Annotated in this window: 18 protein-coding genes and 1 pseudogene; 12 read left to right on the forward strand and 7 right to left on the reverse strand. The window is 58.7% G+C overall.

The window, feature by feature from the left end; translation table 11 throughout:
• The first annotated feature begins 14 nt into the window (after window positions 1–14).
• A complete protein-coding gene (locus tag SCD_RS00385) occupies window positions 15–548 on the forward strand; it encodes a TlpA family protein disulfide reductase (protein ID WP_232504420.1) in 534 nt (177 codons plus the stop codon).
• Between the two features lie 49 nt (window positions 549–597).
• Here SCD_RS00385 and SCD_RS00390 read toward each other — a convergent pair.
• Window positions 598–2,204: pseudogene (locus SCD_RS00390) on the reverse strand (ABC-F family ATPase).
• Between the two features lie 168 nt (window positions 2,205–2,372).
• Between SCD_RS00390 and gshA the strand changes: the two are divergent.
• From gshA to metW, 8 genes are all read left to right on the forward strand, one after another.
• The gene (gene gshA / locus SCD_RS00395; RefSeq protein ID WP_009207126.1) at window positions 2,373–3,644 is read left to right on the forward strand and encodes a glutamate--cysteine ligase; all 1,272 of its coding nucleotides are present in this window, start codon (window positions 2,373–2,375) and stop codon (window positions 3,642–3,644) included.
• Window positions 3,641–4,591, forward strand: coding sequence for a glutathione synthase (gene gshB / locus SCD_RS00400; RefSeq protein ID WP_009207125.1), 951 nt, complete (start codon window positions 3,641–3,643; stop codon window positions 4,589–4,591). Before gshA ends, gshB begins: the two co-directional genes overlap by 4 nt.
• Complete coding sequence (locus SCD_RS00405) at window positions 4,588–5,688, forward strand: FAD:protein FMN transferase (RefSeq protein ID WP_009207124.1); 1,101 nt, start codon at window positions 4,588–4,590, stop codon at window positions 5,686–5,688. The genes gshB and SCD_RS00405 overlap by 4 nt, the downstream gene beginning before the upstream one ends.
• A gap of 63 nt (window positions 5,689–5,751) precedes the next feature.
• Window positions 5,752–6,144, forward strand: a complete 393-nt coding sequence (locus SCD_RS00410; RefSeq protein WP_009207123.1) for a PTS sugar transporter subunit IIA — start codon at window positions 5,752–5,754, stop codon at window positions 6,142–6,144.
• 1 nt (window position 6,145) lies between these two features.
• Window positions 6,146–6,415, forward strand: a complete 270-nt coding sequence (locus SCD_RS00415) for an HPr family phosphocarrier protein (RefSeq protein WP_009207122.1) — start codon at window positions 6,146–6,148, stop codon at window positions 6,413–6,415.
• 52 nt (window positions 6,416–6,467) lie between these two features.
• On the forward strand, window positions 6,468–8,192 hold the full coding sequence (ptsP, locus tag SCD_RS00420; RefSeq protein WP_009207121.1) for a phosphoenolpyruvate--protein phosphotransferase: 1,725 nt from the start codon (window positions 6,468–6,470) through the stop codon (window positions 8,190–8,192).
• A 29-nt stretch (window positions 8,193–8,221) separates the two neighbouring features.
• Window positions 8,222–9,364: a homoserine O-succinyltransferase MetX gene (gene metX / locus SCD_RS00425; protein WP_009207120.1), complete on the forward strand. Its 1,143-nt coding sequence runs from the start codon at window positions 8,222–8,224 to the stop codon at window positions 9,362–9,364.
• Window positions 9,361–9,945: a methionine biosynthesis protein MetW gene (gene metW, locus SCD_RS00430; RefSeq protein WP_009207119.1), complete on the forward strand. Its 585-nt coding sequence runs from the start codon at window positions 9,361–9,363 to the stop codon at window positions 9,943–9,945. Before metX ends, metW begins: the two co-directional genes overlap by 4 nt.
• Window positions 9,946–10,044: 99 nt before the next feature.
• Here the strand turns inward: metW and SCD_RS00435 are convergent, their stop codons facing one another.
• Entirely contained in the window at window positions 10,045–10,806 is a 762-nt protein-coding gene (locus SCD_RS00435; RefSeq protein ID WP_332370307.1) for a sulfite exporter TauE/SafE family protein, read from the reverse strand.
• A 41-nt stretch (window positions 10,807–10,847) separates the two neighbouring features.
• On the opposite strand from SCD_RS00435, the gene SCD_RS00440 reads away from it, so the two are divergent.
• Window positions 10,848–12,098 (forward strand): AmpG family muropeptide MFS transporter, encoded by a 1,251-nt coding sequence (locus SCD_RS00440; protein ID WP_009207117.1) that lies wholly within the window; start codon window positions 10,848–10,850, stop codon window positions 12,096–12,098.
• 468 nt (window positions 12,099–12,566) lie between these two features.
• Here SCD_RS00440 and SCD_RS00445 read toward each other — a convergent pair whose 3' ends face one another.
• Both SCD_RS00445 and SCD_RS00450 read right to left on the reverse strand, forming a co-directional pair.
• Complete coding sequence (locus SCD_RS00445; protein WP_041673262.1) at window positions 12,567–13,430, reverse strand: FRG domain-containing protein; 864 nt, start codon at window positions 13,428–13,430, stop codon at window positions 12,567–12,569.
• Between the two features lie 180 nt (window positions 13,431–13,610).
• The gene (locus tag SCD_RS00450) at window positions 13,611–14,390 is read right to left on the reverse strand and encodes an exodeoxyribonuclease III (RefSeq protein ID WP_009207115.1); all 780 of its coding nucleotides are present in this window, start codon (window positions 14,388–14,390) and stop codon (window positions 13,611–13,613) included.
• 32 nt (window positions 14,391–14,422) lie between these two features.
• Here SCD_RS00450 and pyrE point away from each other — a divergent pair, with 32 nt between their 5' ends.
• Complete coding sequence (gene pyrE / locus SCD_RS00455) at window positions 14,423–15,064, forward strand: orotate phosphoribosyltransferase (protein ID WP_009207114.1); 642 nt, start codon at window positions 14,423–14,425, stop codon at window positions 15,062–15,064.
• Between the two features lie 10 nt (window positions 15,065–15,074).
• Window positions 15,075–15,698: a DUF4124 domain-containing protein gene (locus SCD_RS00460; protein ID WP_009207113.1), complete on the forward strand. Its 624-nt coding sequence runs from the start codon at window positions 15,075–15,077 to the stop codon at window positions 15,696–15,698.
• Window positions 15,699–15,741: 43 nt separating this feature from the next.
• Here SCD_RS00460 and gatB read toward each other — a convergent pair whose 3' ends face one another.
• From gatB to gatC, 3 genes are all read right to left on the reverse strand, one after another.
• Window positions 15,742–17,178 carry an Asp-tRNA(Asn)/Glu-tRNA(Gln) amidotransferase subunit GatB gene (gatB, locus tag SCD_RS00465; RefSeq protein ID WP_009207112.1) on the reverse strand — a complete coding sequence of 479 codons (1,437 nt, stop codon included), beginning with the start codon at window positions 17,176–17,178 and terminating at the stop codon, window positions 15,742–15,744.
• Window positions 17,179–17,244: 66 nt separating this feature from the next.
• The gene (gatA, locus tag SCD_RS00470; RefSeq protein ID WP_009207111.1) at window positions 17,245–18,720 is read right to left on the reverse strand and encodes an Asp-tRNA(Asn)/Glu-tRNA(Gln) amidotransferase subunit GatA; all 1,476 of its coding nucleotides are present in this window, start codon (window positions 18,718–18,720) and stop codon (window positions 17,245–17,247) included.
• Between the two features lie 86 nt (window positions 18,721–18,806).
• Complete coding sequence (gene gatC, locus SCD_RS00475) at window positions 18,807–19,094, reverse strand: Asp-tRNA(Asn)/Glu-tRNA(Gln) amidotransferase subunit GatC (RefSeq protein WP_009207110.1); 288 nt, start codon at window positions 19,092–19,094, stop codon at window positions 18,807–18,809.
• Window positions 19,095–19,141: the final 47 nt, after the last annotated feature.

Genomic DNA, 19,141 nt, shown 5'->3' on the forward strand with positions numbered 1-19,141 from the left:
TATCGGGAGTGTGGGTGAAAGCAGGCAACATGTGGGTGCGGGTCAAAAAATACCGGCCGGACTGGCTAACGCTGGTGCTGCTCGGGCTGATTGCCTATGTCTGGTTCCGTCCGCCGGCGTGGGTGTCGGACGAAAACCGTGCAGCTCCGGAGGTGGGAGTGGTGTTGCTGGACGGCCGGCAAACCAGTCTGGAACAGCTGCGCGGCAAGGTGGTGCTGGTCAATTTCTGGGCCACCTGGTGCCCTTATTGCCGCCACGAAATGCCCGACATGGAGCGGTTTTATCGCAATTACAAGGCACAGGGCTTCGAAATTCTGGCCCTGAGCCAGGATGACGCGCTGGAACCTGTGCGTCAGTTCATGGAGAAAGAGGGCTACCATTTTCCGGCGGCGATGGCGGAAGCACGGCATGCCGCTGCCTTCGGCGGGGTAAGCCGTCTGCCGACCTCTTTTCTGATCGACAAGCAGGGCCGCATTCGCAAGAAAATCAGCGGGCAGGTTCATTACGCCCGGCTGGAGGATCTGGTCACGCCCCTGCTGGCCGAGTAAGCCTTTAAGGACTCAGCGGATTCCCTCTGGACTACCCGGGTAGCGGGTTTTATGCCTCGATGCCCTGGCTGTGCAGGTATTCCTCGTAGTCGCCGGAGAAATGCTTGAAGCCGCCCTTGCCGTCGAGTTCCAGCACCTGGGTGGCGAGCGATGAGATCAACTGGCGGTCGTGACTGACGAAGATCAGCGTGCCCTTGAACTGCTCCAGCGCGAGGTTGAGGGATTCGATCGATTCCATGTCCATATGGTTGGTCGGTTCGTCCATCACCAGCACGTTGGGCCGCTCCAGGATCAACTTGCCGTAGAGCATGCGACCTTTTTCGCCGCCGGACAGCACTTTGACCGATTTCTTCGAGTCGTCGCCGGTAAACAGCAGTCGGCCGAGGGTGGCGCGGATGATCTGGTCGTCGTCGCTCTTGCGGCCCCAGCGCTCCATCCATTCGAACAGGGTCATGTCATCCTCGAAGTCGGAGTGATGATCCTGCGCGAAGTAGCCGATCTTGGCCTTATCCGGCCACTTGACGTTGCCCTGGTCGGGCTCGATCTCGCCCACCAGGGTTTTCAGCAGGGTGGATTTGCCGGCGCCGTTGGGGCCGATGATGGCGAGGCGCTGACCAGCGTCGAGAAGCAGGTTGAGGCCGTGGAACAGTACCTTGTCGTAACCTTTGGCGACATCCAGCAGTTCCACCGCCTGGCGGTGCAGTTTTTCCCGGTCGTCGGTTTCGAAACGGATGTAGGGGTTCTGCCGGCTGGAAGGCTTGACCTCGACCATGCCCGACTTGAGCTTGTCGACCTGCCTGGCGCGGCTGGTTGCCTGACGTGCCTTGGATGCGTTGGCGGAAAAGCGGGCGACGAAGGCCTGCAATTCGACCACCATTTCCTTTTTCTTGGCGTTATCGGAAAGCATCCGCTGACGCGCCTGCGTCGAGGCAATCATGTACTCGTCGTAGTTGCCGGGATAAATACGAATCTCACCAAAATCCAGGTCGGCCATGTGGGTGCACACGCTGTTGAGGAAGTGCCGGTCGTGGGAGATGATGACCATGGTGCTGGCGCGCGCGTTGATCATGTCCTCCAGCCAGCGGATGGTGTTGATATCGAGGTTGTTGGTGGGCTCGTCCAGCAGCAAAATATCGGGATCGGAAAACAGCGCCTGCGCCAGCAGCACGCGCAGCTTGAAGCCGGGGGCGACTTCCTTCATCGGGCCGGTGTGCATCTCGACCGGAATGCCGACGCCGATCAGCAGTTCGCCGGCACGCGATTCGGCGGTGTAGCCGTCTAGCTCGCCGAACTGGATTTCCAGTTCGGCGGCGCGCATGTAGTCATCTTCCGTCGCTTCCGGATTGGCGTAGATCGTGCTTTTTCCAGCTTGACTTGCCACAGTTCGGTGTTGCCCATCATCACCACGTCGAGCACCACGCTGTCCTCGTAGGCGAACTGATCCTGGCTCAGCTTGCCGAGGCGCTCGCCGGCGTCGATCGAAACGTTGCCCGCAGAGGGTTCCAGATCGCCACCGAGAATTTTCATGAAGGTCGACTTGCCGCAGCCGTTAGCGCCGATCAAACCATAGCGGTTGCCGTCGCCGAATTTGACCGAAACGTTTTCAAACAGGGGCTTCGCCCCGAATTGCATGGTGATGTTGAAGGTAGAGATCAATGTGGAGCTGCCCTGAAAATTTGCTGTAAAAACCAAGCATTATACCAAACTGCGTGCAAAATAAGCAGCCCTTTGTCGCAATGGCGCCTGCTCTACCAGTTGGGATCCTGACGAGTCTGGCCTTATCCGCTACAATCACTATCACCCCCGAACTTTTCATGGACAACCATGGTTCCCCATTTAACTACAGCGCTTACCGGACCTCTTCTCGAACTGGAGCAACACATCCTGGATGCGCAGCCACAGATCGAGCATTGGTTCCGCACCCAGTGGCAGGATCATGCCGCGCCGTTCTACGCCTCGGTGGACTTGCGTAATAGCGGCTTCAAGCTCGCCCCGGTGGATACCAACCTGTTCCCTGGCGGGTTTAATAACCTGAACCGCGACTTCACGCCGCTCTGCGTACAGGCGGCGATGTCGGCCGTGGAGAAGGTTTGTCCTGTGGCGCAGCGATTTCTGCTGATCCCGGAAAATCACACCCGTAATATCTATTACCTGCAGAACGTAGCGGCGCTCGCCTCCATACTGCGGCATGCCGGTTTGCAGGTGCGCATCGGCAGCCTGCTGCCGGAAATCACCGCGCCCACCACGCTCGATTTGCCGGATGGCTCGACCCTGACGCTGGAGCCGTTGAAGCGTGAGGGTGACCGTTTGAAGCTGGATGGCTTCGATCCCTGCGCGATACTGCTCAACAACGACCTTTCGGCGGGAATTCCCGACATTCTGAAAGACCTCGATCAGCCGGTGATTCCGCCGCTACATGCCGGTTGGTCGACGCGGCGGAAATCCGACCATTTCGGCAAGTATGACCGGGTTGCCGAGGAGTTCGCGCGCCTGCTGCATATCGACCCCTGGCTGATCAATCCGATGTTCGCCACCTGTGGCCAGATCAATTTCCAGGAGCGGCAAGGCGAGGAATGCCTGGCCGCCCATGTCGATGATCTGCTCAAGGATATCCGCGAAAAATATCAGGAATACGGCGTGAACGAAGATCCCTTTGTCATCGTCAAGGCCGATGCGGGCACTTACGGAATGGGCATCATGACAGTGAAGGACGCCTCCGAGGTGCGCGACCTGAACCGCAAGCAGCGCAATAAGATGGCAGTGGGCAAGGAGGGGATGGCGGTGACCGACGTCATCATCCAGGAAGGCGTATACACTTTTGAAAGTCTTGCCGACGCGGTCGCCGAGCCGGTGGTATACATGATGGATCATTTCGTGGTGGGCGGCTTCTACCGTGTCCACACCAGCCGCGGCAAGGATGAAAACTTGAATGCGCCGGGGATGCGCTTTGAACCGCTGGCCTTCGAGACCGCGCTCACCCTGCCGGACTGTGCCGCCGCCCCTGATGCCGAGCCCAACCGCTTCTACGCCTATGGTGTGGTGGCCAGGCTGGCGTTGCTGGCCGCCGCGATGGAACTGGAAAACCTGGCGCCATGAAGCTGGCGATCATTCTCGACCCGCTGGAGTCCATTAAAACCTACAAGGATTCGACCTACGCCATGATGCGCGCAGCGCATGCGCGCGGCCACGAACTCTATGTCATGGAGCAGCATGAGATGGTGTTGCGTGAGGGTGCGGTGGCCGGCTTCGCACGCAAGCTTGATCTGGTGGATGATGCGTTGCGCTGGTATACGCTGGAAGAGGCGGCTTGGCACGCGCTCTCGGACTTTGACGTCACGCTGATGCGTAAGGATCCGCCTTTCGACATGGAATACATCTACAGCACCTATTTGCTGGAGCTGGCGGAGGGGCAAGGCGCACAGATTTTTAACCGTCCGGCGGCGATTCGTGACTTCAACGAAAAGCTTTCCACCGCAAAATTTCCCGAATTCATGCCGCCTACGCTGGTCACCAGGCAGGAAGCGCTGATTCGCGAGTTCATCGAACAGCACGGCGACATCATTCTCAAGCCGCTGGATGGGATGGGCGGCAGCTCGGTATTTCGTATCCCGCGCAATGATCCCAATCTGAACGTAATCATCGAAACCCTGACCCAACTGGGGGCCCGAACGGTGATGGCGCAGCGCTACATTCCGGAGATTTCCCAAGGAGACAAGCGCATCCTGCTGATCGATGGCGAGCCGGTACCTTATGCGCTCGCGCGTATTCCGAAAGAGGGTGAGACTCGCGGCAACCTCGCGGTCGGCGGCAAGGGCGTGGCGCAGTTGCTTTCGGAGCGGGACAGGGAAATTGCCGCCGCACTGGGGCCGAAACTCAAGGATGCCGGACTGTTCCTGGTTGGTCTCGACGTGATCGGCGACTGGCTTACCGAGATCAACGTCACCAGCCCGACCGGGATGCAGGAGATCGCCAGCCAGACCGGCTTCGATGTGGCGGGGATGTTTGTGGATGCGTTGGAGAAATGCGTGAGGGGTGAGGCGTGAGGCGTGAAACGTTAGGGTCGGCGAATTTCCGGGTTCTTCTCACCCCTCACCCCTCACCCCTCACCATTCTACTGACCACGTTTGTCCTGCTGTTTGCGCTCGCCGGCTGCGCCAAGGAAACCCCCGTCTACCACGAACAGAGCTTCGTCTTCGGCACCATGGTGGATGTGACGATTGCCGGCGAGGAGCCGGCGCGTGCCAGGGAACTGTCGAGCAAGGTGCTGGCGGACTTTGATTATCTGCATCGCACCCTGCATGCCTGGGAGCCGGGTGCGTTGTCGCGGATGAATGCGGTATTCGCGCAAAGCCCATCGAAGGTGGCGGTTGTGCCCGGCCTGGTTCCGATCATCCAGGATGCCACGCGCCTTTCGGAAATGTCGGGCGGCCTGTTCAACCCCGCCATCGGTAAGCTGATTAAACTCTGGGGGTTCCAGGGTGACGAATTCACGCCACAACAGCCTGATCCCAGGGAAATCAAGGCGCTGGTCCAGGCCAATCCGCGCATGACCGATATCGTGTTCGAAGGGATACTGTTCTACAGCAAGAACCCGGCGGTCCAACTCGACCTTGGCGGCTATGCCAAGGGCTATGCGCTCGATCTGGCAGCGGAATATCTGCGTACTCAAGGAGTGAAAGGCGCGCTGATCAATATTGGCGGCAATATCATCGCGATTGGCAGCCGCGGTGGTCAGCCCTGGCGCGTCGGCGTGCAACATCCGCGCAAGGCGGGAGCCATTGCTTCGCTGGAACTTCACGATGGTGAGGCAATCGGCACTTCGGGAGATTACCAGCGTTACTTCGAGTTCGATGGCAAACGCTACTGTCACATCATCGATCCGCGCACCGGCTACCCGGCGCAGGGCGTGCAGGCGGTTACCGTGCTGATTCCCAAGGGAAGCCATGCCGGAACATTGTCCGACGTGGCCTCCAAGCCGGCCTTTATCGCAGGTGTGAAGGGCTGGCGCACGGCGGCGCAAGCCATGGGAGCGGAGAGTGCTATGTTGATCGATGAACGCGGCGAAGTTTATCTGACAGCGGCGATGAATAAACGTCTGGAATTTCAGGAAAAGGGGCTGGTCTTTCATGAAGTTCCCTGATTCAGCGCATCGTCTTTGCGGTAAAATGGCGGTTTTGTGTTTGGTAGGAACCAGGGACTCTCAATGATCGGCATTCTAATTATCGCGCATGGCACTTTGGGCGACAGCTTGATTCACTGCGCCAGCCATGTCTTCGGCGGCCCCCAGCCGCAATTGCAAGAGTTTGGGGTGGCGGTTCAGGACGACCCCGGTCGGCTGTTGTCTCAGGTGCGGGAAATTGTCGAGGGACTAGACGATGGCAGCGGGGTGCTGGTGCTGACCGACATGTATGGTGCCACGCCGAGCAATATTGCCTGTCGTCTGGCCGAGCCTGGCCGGGTGGAATGTGTCGCCGGCGTCAATCTGCCGATGCTGGTGCGGGCGATCACTTACCGCAACGACCCGCTGGAAGCGGTGGCGGAGAAGGCGCTCTCCGGCGGTCGTGACGGTGTGGTTCACGTTACCAAGGAATGCTGAGATGTTACAGCAAGATATAGCGATCGTTAACAAGCTCGGCTTGCACGCGCGAGCCTCCGCCAAGCTGACCCAGATGGCAGGGCAGTTCAAAAGCGAAATCTGGATTACGCGTAATGAGCGCCGGGTTAACGCCAAGAGCATCATGGGCGTGATGATGCTGGCGGCAAACAAGGGCAGCACGATCCATCTCGAGATCGACGGTGCCGATGAAGATGCGGCGATGCAGGCCTTGGCAGCCTTGATCGCCGATCGTTTCGGCGAGGGGGAATAATGAAAATGGTCGTCAGCCATCGGTCGTCAGTCGTTAGCAGGAGCGAGGCACAATGAGTTTTGCCATGCATGGCGTCGGAGTGTCTGGCGGTATCGCCATCGGCTATGCCCATTTAATCTCCCATGCCGTTCTTGAAGTTCCGCTTTACGCACTGTCATTGGAACAAGTGCCGAATGAGATCGCCCGTTTCGAGGCGGCGATAACCGCCACCCGACTCGAACTGGAGGCGCTACGGGTGAATATACCCGCTGGTTCCCCGGCGGAATTCGACGCTTTTCTTGACCTGCATTTGCTGATTCTGGCGGACGGCACGCTATCCAAAGCGCCGATCGGTCTGATCCAGAACCAGCGTATCAACGCGGAATGGGCGCTGAAGCAGCAGATGGATGCCCTGCTCTCGCAGTTTGAGCAAATCGAGGACGACTACCTGCGCGAACGCAAGGCCGACGTGGTGCAAGTGGTAGAGCGCGTGCTCAAGGAACTGCTCGGCCATCCCGGTTCGGTTAGTCAGCCGGCAAGCACCGATGTGAGCCGGATCCTGGTGGCGCACGATCTTTCCCCCGCCGACATGATGCTGTTCAAGCAGCAGCGCTTCGCTGCGTTCATTACCGATGTCGGTGGTGTTACCTCGCACACCGCGATTGTTGCCCGCAGTTTGAATATCCCCTCGATCGTGGCGCTGCATCATGCGCGCCAGCTGATCCGCGAAAATGAACTGTTGATCGTGGATGGCCAGCAGGGCGTGGTGATCGTCAACCCGGACAAGCAGATCCTGGCCGAATACAAGCTGCGCCAGAGTCAGTGGGAAATCGAGAAGCAGAAGCTCAAGCGACTCAAGTCTACTGCCGCCACCACCCTGGACGGCACAGCGGTGGAACTGCACGCTAATATCGAATTGCCGCAGGATATTCCACAGGTAAAGGCGTCAGGCGCCACCGGTATCGGCCTGTTTCGCAGCGAATTCCTGTTCCTTAATCGCGACGATTTGCCGGACGAGGAGGAGCAATTTGCCGCCTACCGCAAGGTAGCGCAGGACATGAAGGGGCTGCCGGTGACCATCCGCACCCTGGACTTGGGCGCGGACAAGCAGCTCAGGTTCGCTGACCGTAGCGGCGATAACCCCGCCTTGGGACTGCGCGCCATCCGTCTATGTCTATCCGAGCCGCAGATGTTCCATACCCAGTTGCGGGCAATCCTGCGCGCCTCGCACTATGGCCGGATTCACCTGCTGATCCCGATGCTGTGTAGCTTGTCCGAGCTGCGCCAGACCTTGCACCTGATCGGCCACGCCAAGCAGGAGCTGGCGACGGAAGGGATACCTTTCGATGCCCGCATTCCGGTCGGCGGCATGATAGAAATCCCGGCGGCGGCGCTGTCGGTGCAGACCTTCGCCAAGCATCTCGATTTCCTGTCGATCGGCACCAACGACCTGATCCAGTACACCCTGGCGATTGACCGTACCGACGATACCGTGGCGCACCTCTACGATCCGCTTCATCCGGCAGTGCTGCAGCTCATCGCCATGACCATTGCCGCCGCCGATAAAGCCGGCATTCCGGTTTCGGTATGCGGCGAAATGGCGGGTGATCCCAGCTTCACTCGCCTGCTGCTCGGATTCGGGTTGCGCCAGTTCTCCATGCATCCGGCTCACGTGCTCACGGTCAAGCAGCAGATCCTCAAATCCGACCTGCCTCACATCACTGGCGTGGCGCAGAAAATTCTCAAGGCACAGGAGCCGGAGAAGCTGCCCCAGTTGCTGGCGCGTCTGAACGCCTGAGTGCCCGAAATCACGTTATAATTTCTGCCATGCACCCGCAACCCAACTCCGTCGGCATCGTTACGCCACAGACCGCGCACTTCGATACGCCGATCGCCCTGAAAAGCGGTGCGACGCTGGACAGCTACGACCTGGTTTATGAAACCTACGGCACGCTGAACGCGGACAAGTCCAACGCCATCCTGGTTTGCCACGCCCTGTCCGGCCATCACCATGTCGCCGGCTTCCATTCCGAACAGGAGAAGCGGCCGGGCTGGTGGGACAATATGATCGGTCCCGGCAAACCGGTGGACACCGAGAGTTTTTTTGTTATTGGCCTCAACAACCTGGGCGGCTGCCACGGCTCGACCGGCCCCTCCAGCCCTGATCCGAAAACCGGCAAGCCTTACGGCAAGACCTTCCCCTTCGTGACGGTGGAAGATTGGGTGGAAACCCAGGTAAGGCTGGCCGACCGGCTCGGCATCGAAGCTTTTGCCGTGGTGATGGGCGGCAGCCTGGGCGGGATGCAGGCGCTGTCGTGGACCATCCTGCATCCGCAGCGCGTGCGCCATGCCCTGGTGATCGCCTCGGCACCCGGGCTGACCGCGCAGAATATCGCCTTCAACGACGTGGCGCGTCAGGCCATTCTGACCGACCCGGATTTCCATGGCGGCGATTTCTACGCCCACGGCGTGGTGCCCAGGCGCGGCCTGCGCCTGGCGCGCATGCTCGGTCATATCACCTATCTGTCGGACGACGTGATGGGCGAGAAATTCGGCCGCATTCTCAAGAATGACGTATTCCAGTTCGGCTATGGCGTGGAGTTCGAGGTCGAATCCTACCTGCGCTATCAGGGCGACAAGTTCGCCGACAGCTTCGACGCCAACACCTATCTGCTGATGACCAAGGCGCTCGACTATTTCGATCCCACCCATCATCACCGTGTCGGGCTGAGTGCAGCGATGAGTCCGGCCCAGGCCGATTTTCTGGTGATCTCATTCACCAGCGACTGGCGTTTTGCGCCGGGCCGTTCGCGCGAAATCGTCAAGGCGCTGCTGGATAACGACCGCCGCGTCAGCTACGCGGAAATCACCGCGGCGCACGGTCACGATGCCTTCCTCATGCCTGACCCGCACTACCATGCTCTGGTAAGCGCTTATATGAAAAATGCGGCCAAAGGGTTGGGGATATGATCGCCAGAGCCGATTTCGCCGCCATCGCGCGATGGGTGGAGCCGAATGCCAAGGTGCTCGATCTGGGCTGCGGCGACGGCACCTTGCTGAAATACCTCAAGGAAGCTCGCAACGCCCACGGCTACGGCATCGAGATTGCCGACACCAACATCCTCGCCTGCGTCGAAAAAAACGTCAACGTGATCCAGATGGACCTGGAGGCAGGGTTGTCCGGATTCGAGCCGCAGTCATTCGATTTCGTCATTCTGTCGCAGACCCTGCAGGCGATGCGCAACATCGAACTGGTGGTGAAGGAAATCCTGCGTGTCGGTCGGCAGGGCATCGTCACCATACCCAATTTCGGCTACTGGCGGCGGCGTATCCAGATCATCGGCGGGCGCATGCCGGTGTCGAAGGATTTGCCCTACCAGTGGTATGACACGCCCAACATTCATCTTTGCACCTTTGTCGATTTCGAGGCGTTCTGCCGCGATCAGGGGGTGCGCATCCTTGAGCGCCATGTCATGTGCGATGGCGACGATGTAAGCTTGCTACCGAATCTGCTGGGAAATTTAGCGGTATATCGTTTCGAGAAGGCGTAGGGGCTAAATACTTTATCCGTAGAGGTGAAGCATTACTGGGTTTTCCCCCCGCGTCCTCTGCGGTGAAAAGACTGTCATCGAAAAACGAACACATCTGGGCTACAGCATCGCCAGCCGATACAAGCCCAGTACGCCGAAGCCCGCCACCAGAAGCCCGGCGGCGAGGCGCACCCCTTTGTGCTGCATGAAGCCTTTGAGCTGTCGGGCGAAGTAGCCCATCGCCAGCAGGTTGGGCAAGGTGCCGAGACCGAAGGCGATCATGATCATGCCACCACTGGCGGCGCTGCCGCTGGCCATCGCGGCCACCAGCACGCTGTAGACCAGACCGCAAGGTACACAGCCCCACAGTGCTCCCAGGGCGAAAGCCTGTGGCACCGAACGCACCGGTAGCAGCTTTTTCGAGTAAGGCTGCAGGCGCTGCCAGATGACACCGCCGAGGCGCTCAAGCTGCAATATGGCATGGGAAAGACCGGCCAGATACAGGCCCAGGAAAACCAGCAGCAGGTTTGCAATCAGGTACAGGGCCAGCTTGACCGGCAACATGTCGCTCAACATCATGCTGCTCGCCCCGGCAGCGCCCACCAGTACGCCCGCCGCGCCGTAGCTGACGATGCGGCCCAGGTTGTAGGCCAGATGGAAGCGCCATTGCGGGACATTGGCCGGCATTTGCAGGCTTAATGCGCCGACGATGCCGCCGCACATGCCGACGCAGTGGGTGCCGCCGAGCAGGCCAACCAGCAACGCCGAGATCAGGCTGACTTCAGGCATGGTTTTTGGGGGTGTAAAGAGGACATGGATAACTATTTTGACATAGCCGGCAGCATCCGGCAAAGAGAAGGGCTTGCTGTTTCTGTGCCGCATTTTCAGGTAAGGTAGCGCGTCTGAATTATTGTTATTCCCGTATGCCTGAAAACTCCTCTCTGTGGCGGGCGATCTTTACCCGCAAAATGCTTATCTGCGTTTTTACCGGATTCAGTTCCGGCCTGCCGCTGTATTTCCTGATCAGTCTGGTGCCGGCCTGGTTGCGCTCCGAGCAGGTCGACCTCAAGGTGATCGGCCTGTTTGCACTGATCCAGTTGCCCTATATCTGGAAGTTCCTCTGGTCGCCGCTGCTGGATCACTTTGCTTGGCCTAAGCTGGGTCGGCGGCGGGGCTGGATGCTGTTTACCCAGATTGCACTGCTGCTTTCTGTGCCGATGTTCGGCTGGTTCGAACCGAAGCTGGACCTATGGAGCATCGCCTACCTGGCCTTGGCGGTCGCCTTCTTTTCCGCCACGCAGGATGTCGTGCTCGACGCCTTCCGGCGGGAAATCCTGTTCGACGTCGAACTCGGCCTGGGCAACTCAATTCACGTCAACGCCTACCGCCTCGCTGGCTTGGTGCCGGGCTCGCTGTCCCTGATCCTGGCCGACCACTTGCCCTGGAGCAGCGTGTTCCTGATCACCGCCCTGTTTATGCTGCCCGGCGTCGTCATGACGCTGATGGTGTCCGAGCCCGATCTTGTCAAGTCCGGTCCGAGAACGTTGCGGGCAGCGGTGGTCGAACCGTTCCGCGAGTTCATCAATCGCCAGGGCTGGCGCTCCGCGCTGCTGATCCTCGGTTTTATTTTTCTTTACAAGCTCGGCGACAGTATGGCCACTGCCCTGGCAACGCCGTTCTACCTCGATATGGGATTCACCAAGACCGATATCGGCCTGATCGCCAAGCATGCTGGCCTGTGGCCCAGCGTCATCGGCGGGTTGCTGGGGGGGGTGTGGATGATGCGCCTGGGCATCAACCGCGCGCTGTGGCTGTTCGGCGTGGTGCAGGTGGTGTCGATTTTGGGTTTCGCCGTGCTGGCGCAGGTCGGCCACGATAAGGTCGTGCTCGCCCTGGTGATCGGCTTCGAAGCGCTGGGCGTCGGCTTGGGCACGGCGGCCTTCGTTGCCTTCATCGCTCGCACCACTCACCCGCTTTACACCGCCACCCAGTTCGCCCTGTTCACCAGTCTGGCCTCGGTGCCGCGCGCGTTTATCAATGCTTCTACCGGGTTTCTGGTCGAGCAGCTGGGGTGGTTTTCCTTCTTTATATTATGTACGGTGTTGGCTTTGCCGGGGATGGCGTTGCTGCTTAAGGTTGCGCCTTGGAAAGAGGGGGAGGATAAGTATTTGTAGTGGGGTTTAGTTTTGTGCGCTTCGCGCGTTGTTTGATTGCCGGGGGCAGCCCGGCAGCTGGTTACCTTTCTTGCTTCGCCAAGAAAGGTAACCCAAAGAAGGCGACACCCATCCACCGCCCCTTCGGGGTTCCCTGCGTTGCTCGCCAAGCCGGGCGGCTGCGGAACTCGCGCTTTGCGCTCAGACAGTCCTCGCCGAAAGCCCCCGACTTGGCTGCGCTACTCGGCGGCGGATCAAGGGGAATTCAAACCAAACACCCCATCCCCATCCTAGCCTTCCCCTTGAAGGGGAAGGAACTATTACCACCTCTCCCCCAGCGAGGCTGGGGGCAATAGAGGAGAGAATCGACCCTCTACGCACGCCACCCGGTTCCTCCTCCTCACCGCCTCGGCATCTAAACATTCGCGCGTAGCGCACGCAATCATCCGGCTAATAGAATTAGGAGTGCCTCACCCATTATTCGTTGCTCTACACGTCTGGGTAAATGAAAGTAGGGGTGATTTTCTTCTTTGCCAAGTACTCACTGGCGGCCGCTTCGCTGCCAGCGGGGAGAACTAATTTGATTGAAATTGTTTCGCCTGACAGCGCTGCTTCTCGGAGTTGCCAGATGTATTCCAAGTCATACCGAAGGTCCATCTGAGCGAAATACACTGCCTGCTGATTCTTTGCCCTGTGGCACAGGATTTGTTTTGGTGGGGAGAACAATAGGGGGGCGCCTAACGGCAGACCTGCTTTCCCTAATTCACGCATTTTGTCGAGGATTGCGCCAAGACGAAGAACCTGCAAGGTCTTGCCCGTCGCTGTCGCGTCACAAATATAGATTGCTCCATCGGCATTCCGATTTTCGTTCGCAAAGTACAGTGCTATATCTGGCGACTGCGTCCAGTCCAGGAGATTGGTTCCCTTCAAGAAAAAGAAGGAATCCTCCTCCTCTGGGTATTGTTGGAGTCGCTTCATAAATTCAAACCAAGCATCGATGTCATGCTGTTGTGCGACCATCTCAAGTTCATCTGAAGGGCGCGCGAGCACTCCAAATTTCAGAAGAAATAGATTCAGAATGGCTGGATGAAACTCAGCTGAGTCCACAATTCTCTGAGAAAGTCTGTTTTCTGATGGAACCCTGAAAAGGGTTGTTTTGAATGAGCGTACGAACGTCGAGTCCAACAACCATTCCCTGTTGCGGTGACCACGAAACAGCGCAAGAGCTTTCTTTGTCTTGCAGCATTCAACGATGTGATTTAGCTCATGAAGAAAGCCATCAAACGAGTTGGGAATCCACTCCCGCGTAATAGCGCTGACAACGGTATCAGAGAGGGAAGGGCGGATGTTCATCGTTGGAGAGCCAGTATTTCGTTATAAGCCATCGAATGATTCCTTCCAGTCCGGTCGGTCGCCGAAGTCGCTCGGCCGGGTTCGTGATTGCCGCTGCACCCATATTTTCAAGGATTAAACGTCACAATTTGTTGCGCGGCAATATCTATCTGCCGACTTTTATGGGCGCGGCGGAAAAGCTCAGAACGCCCAATCGTAATCCACCGTCAACGGCGCATGATCGCTGAAGCGCTGCTCCTTATAGACCACAGCATTTTTCGCCGTCGCGGCGATACCCGGCGTGGCGATCTGGTAGTCAATGCGCCAGCCGACATTCTTGGCCCAGGCCTGGCCGCGGTTTGACCACCAGGTATAGGCTTCGCCGGTGGCTTCCGGGTGTAGCTGGCGGTAGATGTCGACCCAGCCGAGTTCGTCGAATACTTTGGTCATCCAGGTACGCTCTGCGGGCAGGAAGCCGGAGTTTTTCTGGTTGGACTTCCAGTTTTTCAGGTCGATTTCTTTGTGGGCGATGTTCCAGTCTCCGCACAGTACGACTTCCTGTCCTTCTGCCTTGAGTTCCACGAGGTGAGGGGCGAAATAATCCAGAAAGCGAAACTTTGCGGCTTGGCGTTCTTCGCCGCTGGAGCCGGAAGGCAGGTAGAGCGAGATGACGCTGAGCTTGCCGAAATCGGCTTGCAGGTAGCGGCCTTCGGCGTCAATTTCGGCAATGCCCATGCCTTCGATCACATTATCAGCCTGGCGTCGAGTGTAGATGCCCACGCCGCTGTAGCCTTTCTTTTCAGCGGCATGGAAGTAGCCATGAAAGCCTTGTGGCGCGCGCATTTCCGGTGACAAATCGGGCAGTTGCGCCTTGAGTTCTTGCAGGCAGACGATGTCGGCCTGCTGCTGCGGCAGCCATTCGAGCAGTCCTTTACTGGTGGCAGAGCGGATGCCGTTCAGATTCAGCGTTATAATGCGCAATTGTTTTCTCCGAGAATATTAAGGAAGCCCGAATGCAGGATTTTCACCAGGATTTTATTCGCTTCGCCATCGAGCGCAACGTGCTGTGCTTCGGCGAATTCAAGACCAAGGCTGGACGGCTGAGCCCCTACTTCTTCAATACCGGCCTGTTCAACGACGGTGAATCCCTGGGGCAGCTGGCGCAATTTTACGCCAAAGCCATTCTTTCCGCCCCTATCCCGTTCGATATGCTGTTCGGCCCGGCCTACAAGGGTATTCCCCTGGTGGCGGCGATTGCGGTGGCGCTGGCCGGGCATGGGCGCAACCTGCCTTTTGCGTTCAATCGCAAGGAAGCCAAGGATCACGGCGAGGGCGGCGCCATCGTCGGAGCGCCGCTGGCCGGGCGGGTGCTGATCGTGGACGATGTGATTTCGGCCGGCACCTCGGTGCGTGAATCAGTGGCGCTGATCAAGGCGAACGGAGCCGAGCCCTGCGGCGTGATGATCGCGCTCGACCGGCAGGAACGCGGCACGGGAGAGTTGTCCGCGACCCAGGAGGTGACGCAGGGTTATGGCATTCCGGTGGTCAGTATCGCTAAGCTGGATGACATGATCGGCTACTTGCGGCAGAAGCCGGAGATGGCGCAAAATCTGCTGGCGGTTTTAGAATACAAGAATCAATATGGCGTTTCTTAAAGGAGTCACTATGCGCATTCGCTTCTCATTGTTGCTGATTTTGCTCGCCAGTTTTCCGGCTGTAGCGGGGAAACTGTATTCCTGGGTGGATGAGCATGGGAAGACCCATTACGGCAACACCGTCCCGCCCCAGTATGCCCAGCAGGGCAACACCGAGCTGGACAAGAAAGGCTCGGTAATCAAGAAAACCGATGCCGCTTTGACGCCGGAGCAGCGCAAGGCCAAGGAAGAGGAGCTGACGCAGCAAAAGGAGGAAGACAAGAAGAAGCTGGAACAGCAACGCCGCGACAAGGCGCTGCTCAACACCTATACCACGGAGAAGGAAATCGACCTGGTGCGCGACCGCAACCTTCAACAGGGCGGACTCCAGCTTCAGAGCATGGAATTGCGCGCCAAGCAGGTCCAGCCGCGCCTTGATCAAGCCCGGAAACAGGCGGTAGACCTGGCTGCAAAGAAGAGGCCGTTGCCGCCTGATTTGCAGCAGGAGATTGAGGAAGCCGAGAAAGAGATGCTGCGCCTGCAGGAAATGACCAAGCTGAGGCGGATGGAAATGGATGCGATTCGCGCCAGGTTCGAGGATGATAAGAAGCGTTTCCGCGAATTGCGCCAGGTCGAGGAGGCGGCGAAGAGGTAATGTGTAACACCGCCGGGGGCTGATATGCCCCGGCGTTTCTGCTTCAGCCGGCCAGCTTCTTCTTCAGGATTTCGTTGAGCTGAGCCGGATTGGCTTTACCTTTGCTGGCTTTCATCGCCAGGCCGACGAAGAAGCCGAACACCTTTTCCTTGCCGCTGCGGTATTCGGCGACCTGTGCCGGGTTGGCCGCAACGATCTCATCCACGATCTTTTCGATCGCGCCGCTGTCGGATACCTGCTTTAATCCCTTGGCTTCGATGATCGTGTCGGCATCGCCTTCGCCGGCCCACATCGCAGTGAATACTTCCTTGGCGATCTTGCCCGAAATGGTGCCGTCCACAATGCGTTTCAGCAGTCCGGCGAGCTGGCCGGCGGAGATAGGGGCGTTCGTGATCTCGAGCCCCTCTTTGTTGAGCTGGGCAGACAGGTCGCCCATGATCCAGTTGGTGGCAATTTTCGCCTCGCCGCCCAGCGCCTTGACCGTATCCTCGAAATAGCCCGCCAGTTCACGCGATGTGGTCAGGATGCCGGCATCGTAAGCAGGCAGTCCCTGATCGCGCATGAAGCGCTCGCGCATCGCCTGCGGCAGCTCCGGCATTGTGGCGCGGGCCTGGTCGAGGAAAGCCTCGTCCACTACCAGCGGCAGCAGGTCGGGGTCGGGGAAGTAACGGTAATCGTTGGCTTCTTCCTTGGAGCGCATCGAACGCGTCTCGTCCCGGTCAGGGTCGTAGAGGCGGGTTTCCTGGACGATGCGGCCGCCGTCCTCGAGGATCTCGATCTGCCGGCGAACTTCGTATTCGATGGCTTTTTCCATGAATTTGAAGGAATTGAGGTTCTTGATTTCGCAGCGGGTGCCGAGCGTTTCCGTGCCCATGGGCCGCACCGAAACGTTGGCGTCGCAGCGGAATGAGCCTTCCTGCATGTTGCCGTCGCAAATGCCGATCCAGCGCACCAGGGAATGCAGCTTCTTGGCATAAGCCACCGCTTCGGCGCTGCTGCGCAGGTCGGGCTCGGTGACGATCTCGACCAGCGGCGTGCCGGCACGGTTGAGGTCGATGCCGGTCATGCCGTGGAAGTCCTCATGCAGCGATTTTCCGGCATCCTCCTCGAGGTGGGCGCGGGTGATGCGGATGGTTTTTTCCCGATCGCCTACCTGTATCTGCAGCGTTCCGCCTTCGGCCACGATCGGCAGTTCGAGCTGGGTGGTCTGGTAGCCTTTGGGTAAATCCGGGTAGAAGTAGTTCTTGCGTTCGAATACCGATTTGCGATTGATCCGTGCGCCGATGGCTAGCCCGAACTTGACCGCCTTTTCTGCCGCTACTCGGTTGAATACCGGCAGCACGCCGGGCAGGGCGATATCCACCGCGCAGGCCTGGGAATTGGGCGCAGCGCCATAGGCGGTGGCTGCTCCAGAGAAAATCTTGGATTGCGTGTTGAGCTGGGCATGCGTTTCCAGCCCGATGACGATTTCCCACTGCATAGTTATAACCTCGTGAGGGGTGAGGGGTGAGGGGTGAAAGAGGAGAAGAGCAAGATAACCATACGCCTAACCCCTCACGCCTAACCCCTCACCGAGCGGCGGTAGCCGCGTATGCCAGTCGGTCGCCATCTGGTACTGATGCGCGACGTTGAGCATTTTCGCTTCGCTGAAGTAATTGCCGATGATCTGCAAGCCGACTGGACGGCCGTTGGCTCCGAAGCCGGCGGGTATAGACATACCCGGCAGGCCGGCGAGGTTGACGGCGATGGTGTAGATGTCCGACAAATACATCGAGACCGGGTCGTCGCTTTTCTCGCCCAGGTTGAACGCGGTGGTCGGTGAGGTCGGTCCCATGATCATGTCGCATTGAGCGAAGGCGTTGGTGAAATCCTGCGCGATCAGGCGGCGCAGCTTCTGCGCTTTCAGGTAATAGGCATCGTAATAGCCGGCGGACAGCACATAGGTGCCGATCATGATGCGCCGCTTCACCTCTGCGCCAAAACCTTGCGCCCGGGTTTTGCCGTACATGTCGGCCAAGTCGGTGTATTCCGGGGCGCGGTAGCCATAGCGCACGCCGTCGAAGCGGGCGAGGTTGGAGGAGGCCTCCGCCGGAGCGAGAACATAATATACCGGTACCGCCAGCTTGCTGTTGGGTAGCGATATGTCAACGGTTTGCGCACCCAGCTTGCGGTATTCCGCCAGGGCGGCTTCGATGGCTTGCGCCACGTCTGCGGAAAGTCCTGCCGCGAAGTATTCTTTGGGCAGGCCAATGCGCAACCCCTTGAGGGGTTGATCCAGGTCGCGGCCGTAGTCCTCTTTTTCCCGTTCCAGGCTGGTCGAGTCGCGCGCGTCGAAACCGGCCATCACGTTGAGCAACAGCGCACAATCTTCGGCGCTCTTCGCCATCGGGCCGCCCTGGTCGAGCGAGGAGGCAAAGGCGATCATGCCATAGCGCGACACAACGCCATAGGTCGGCTTGATGCCGGTAATGCCGTTGAGCGCTGCGGGCTGGCGGATCGAGCCGCCGGTGTCGGTGCCGGTGGCGGCTGGGCACAGCCGTGCCGCGACTGCCGCAGCCGACCCACCCGAGCTGCCGCCGGGAACGGCATCGAGATCCCAGGGGTTCTTTACCTTGCCGAAATACGAGGTTTCGTTGGACGAGCCCATGGCGAATTCGTCCATATTGGTCTTGCCCAGGTTGACCGCCCCAGAGCGATTGAACTGTTCGATCACATGGGCGTCATAAGGTGAGACGAAATTGTGCAGCATCTTCGAACCGCAGGTGGAGAGCCAGCCCTCGGCGCAGAAAATGTCCTTCTGTGCCACCGGAATGCCGGTGAGTGGCCCGGCCTTGCCGGATGCAATCAATGCATCAGCAGCCTTGGCCTGCGCCAGGCTTTTGTTTTCATCTATAGTAATGAAGGCATTGAGCTTGGGGTTCAGTCCCTTGATACGATCAAGAAAGGTCTGCGTCAGCTCAACGCTGGAAATCTTCTTTGAGACCAGCTGGGCCGAGAGTTCTTTTAGCGATGTGTTGATCATTTTTGGTGAGAGGTGAGAGGTGAGGTGTGAGAGGGTAAATACAAAACCGTCTCACGTCTCACGCCTCACCCCTAACTCCTCACGAATTACTCGATAACTTTGGGAACCAGATAAAGGTCGGCTTCAACTTGCGGCGCGACGGCCTGGTAGGCGGCGTGGCGGTCGATTTCGGTAGCAACGTCGTTGCGCAGGCGTAGCACTACGTCCTGGGCGTGCGCCATCGGCTCGATGCCGGTAGTGTCGACGGCTTGCATTTCCTCGACCAAGTTGAGGATGTTGGAAAGTTGCTGTAAATAGCCCGGCATTTCGTCCTCTTCCACCGCAATGCGGGCAAGATGGGCAATGCGCTTTACATCGGCCAGATTCAATGACATAAAAATTCACCCGGAGAACTTTAAAGCGATACGCTTAAAATGGTATC

The sequence above is a fragment of the Sulfuricella denitrificans skB26 genome (assembly GCF_000297055.2).
GTDB classification, from domain to species: Bacteria; Pseudomonadota; Gammaproteobacteria; order Burkholderiales; family Sulfuricellaceae; genus Sulfuricella; species Sulfuricella denitrificans.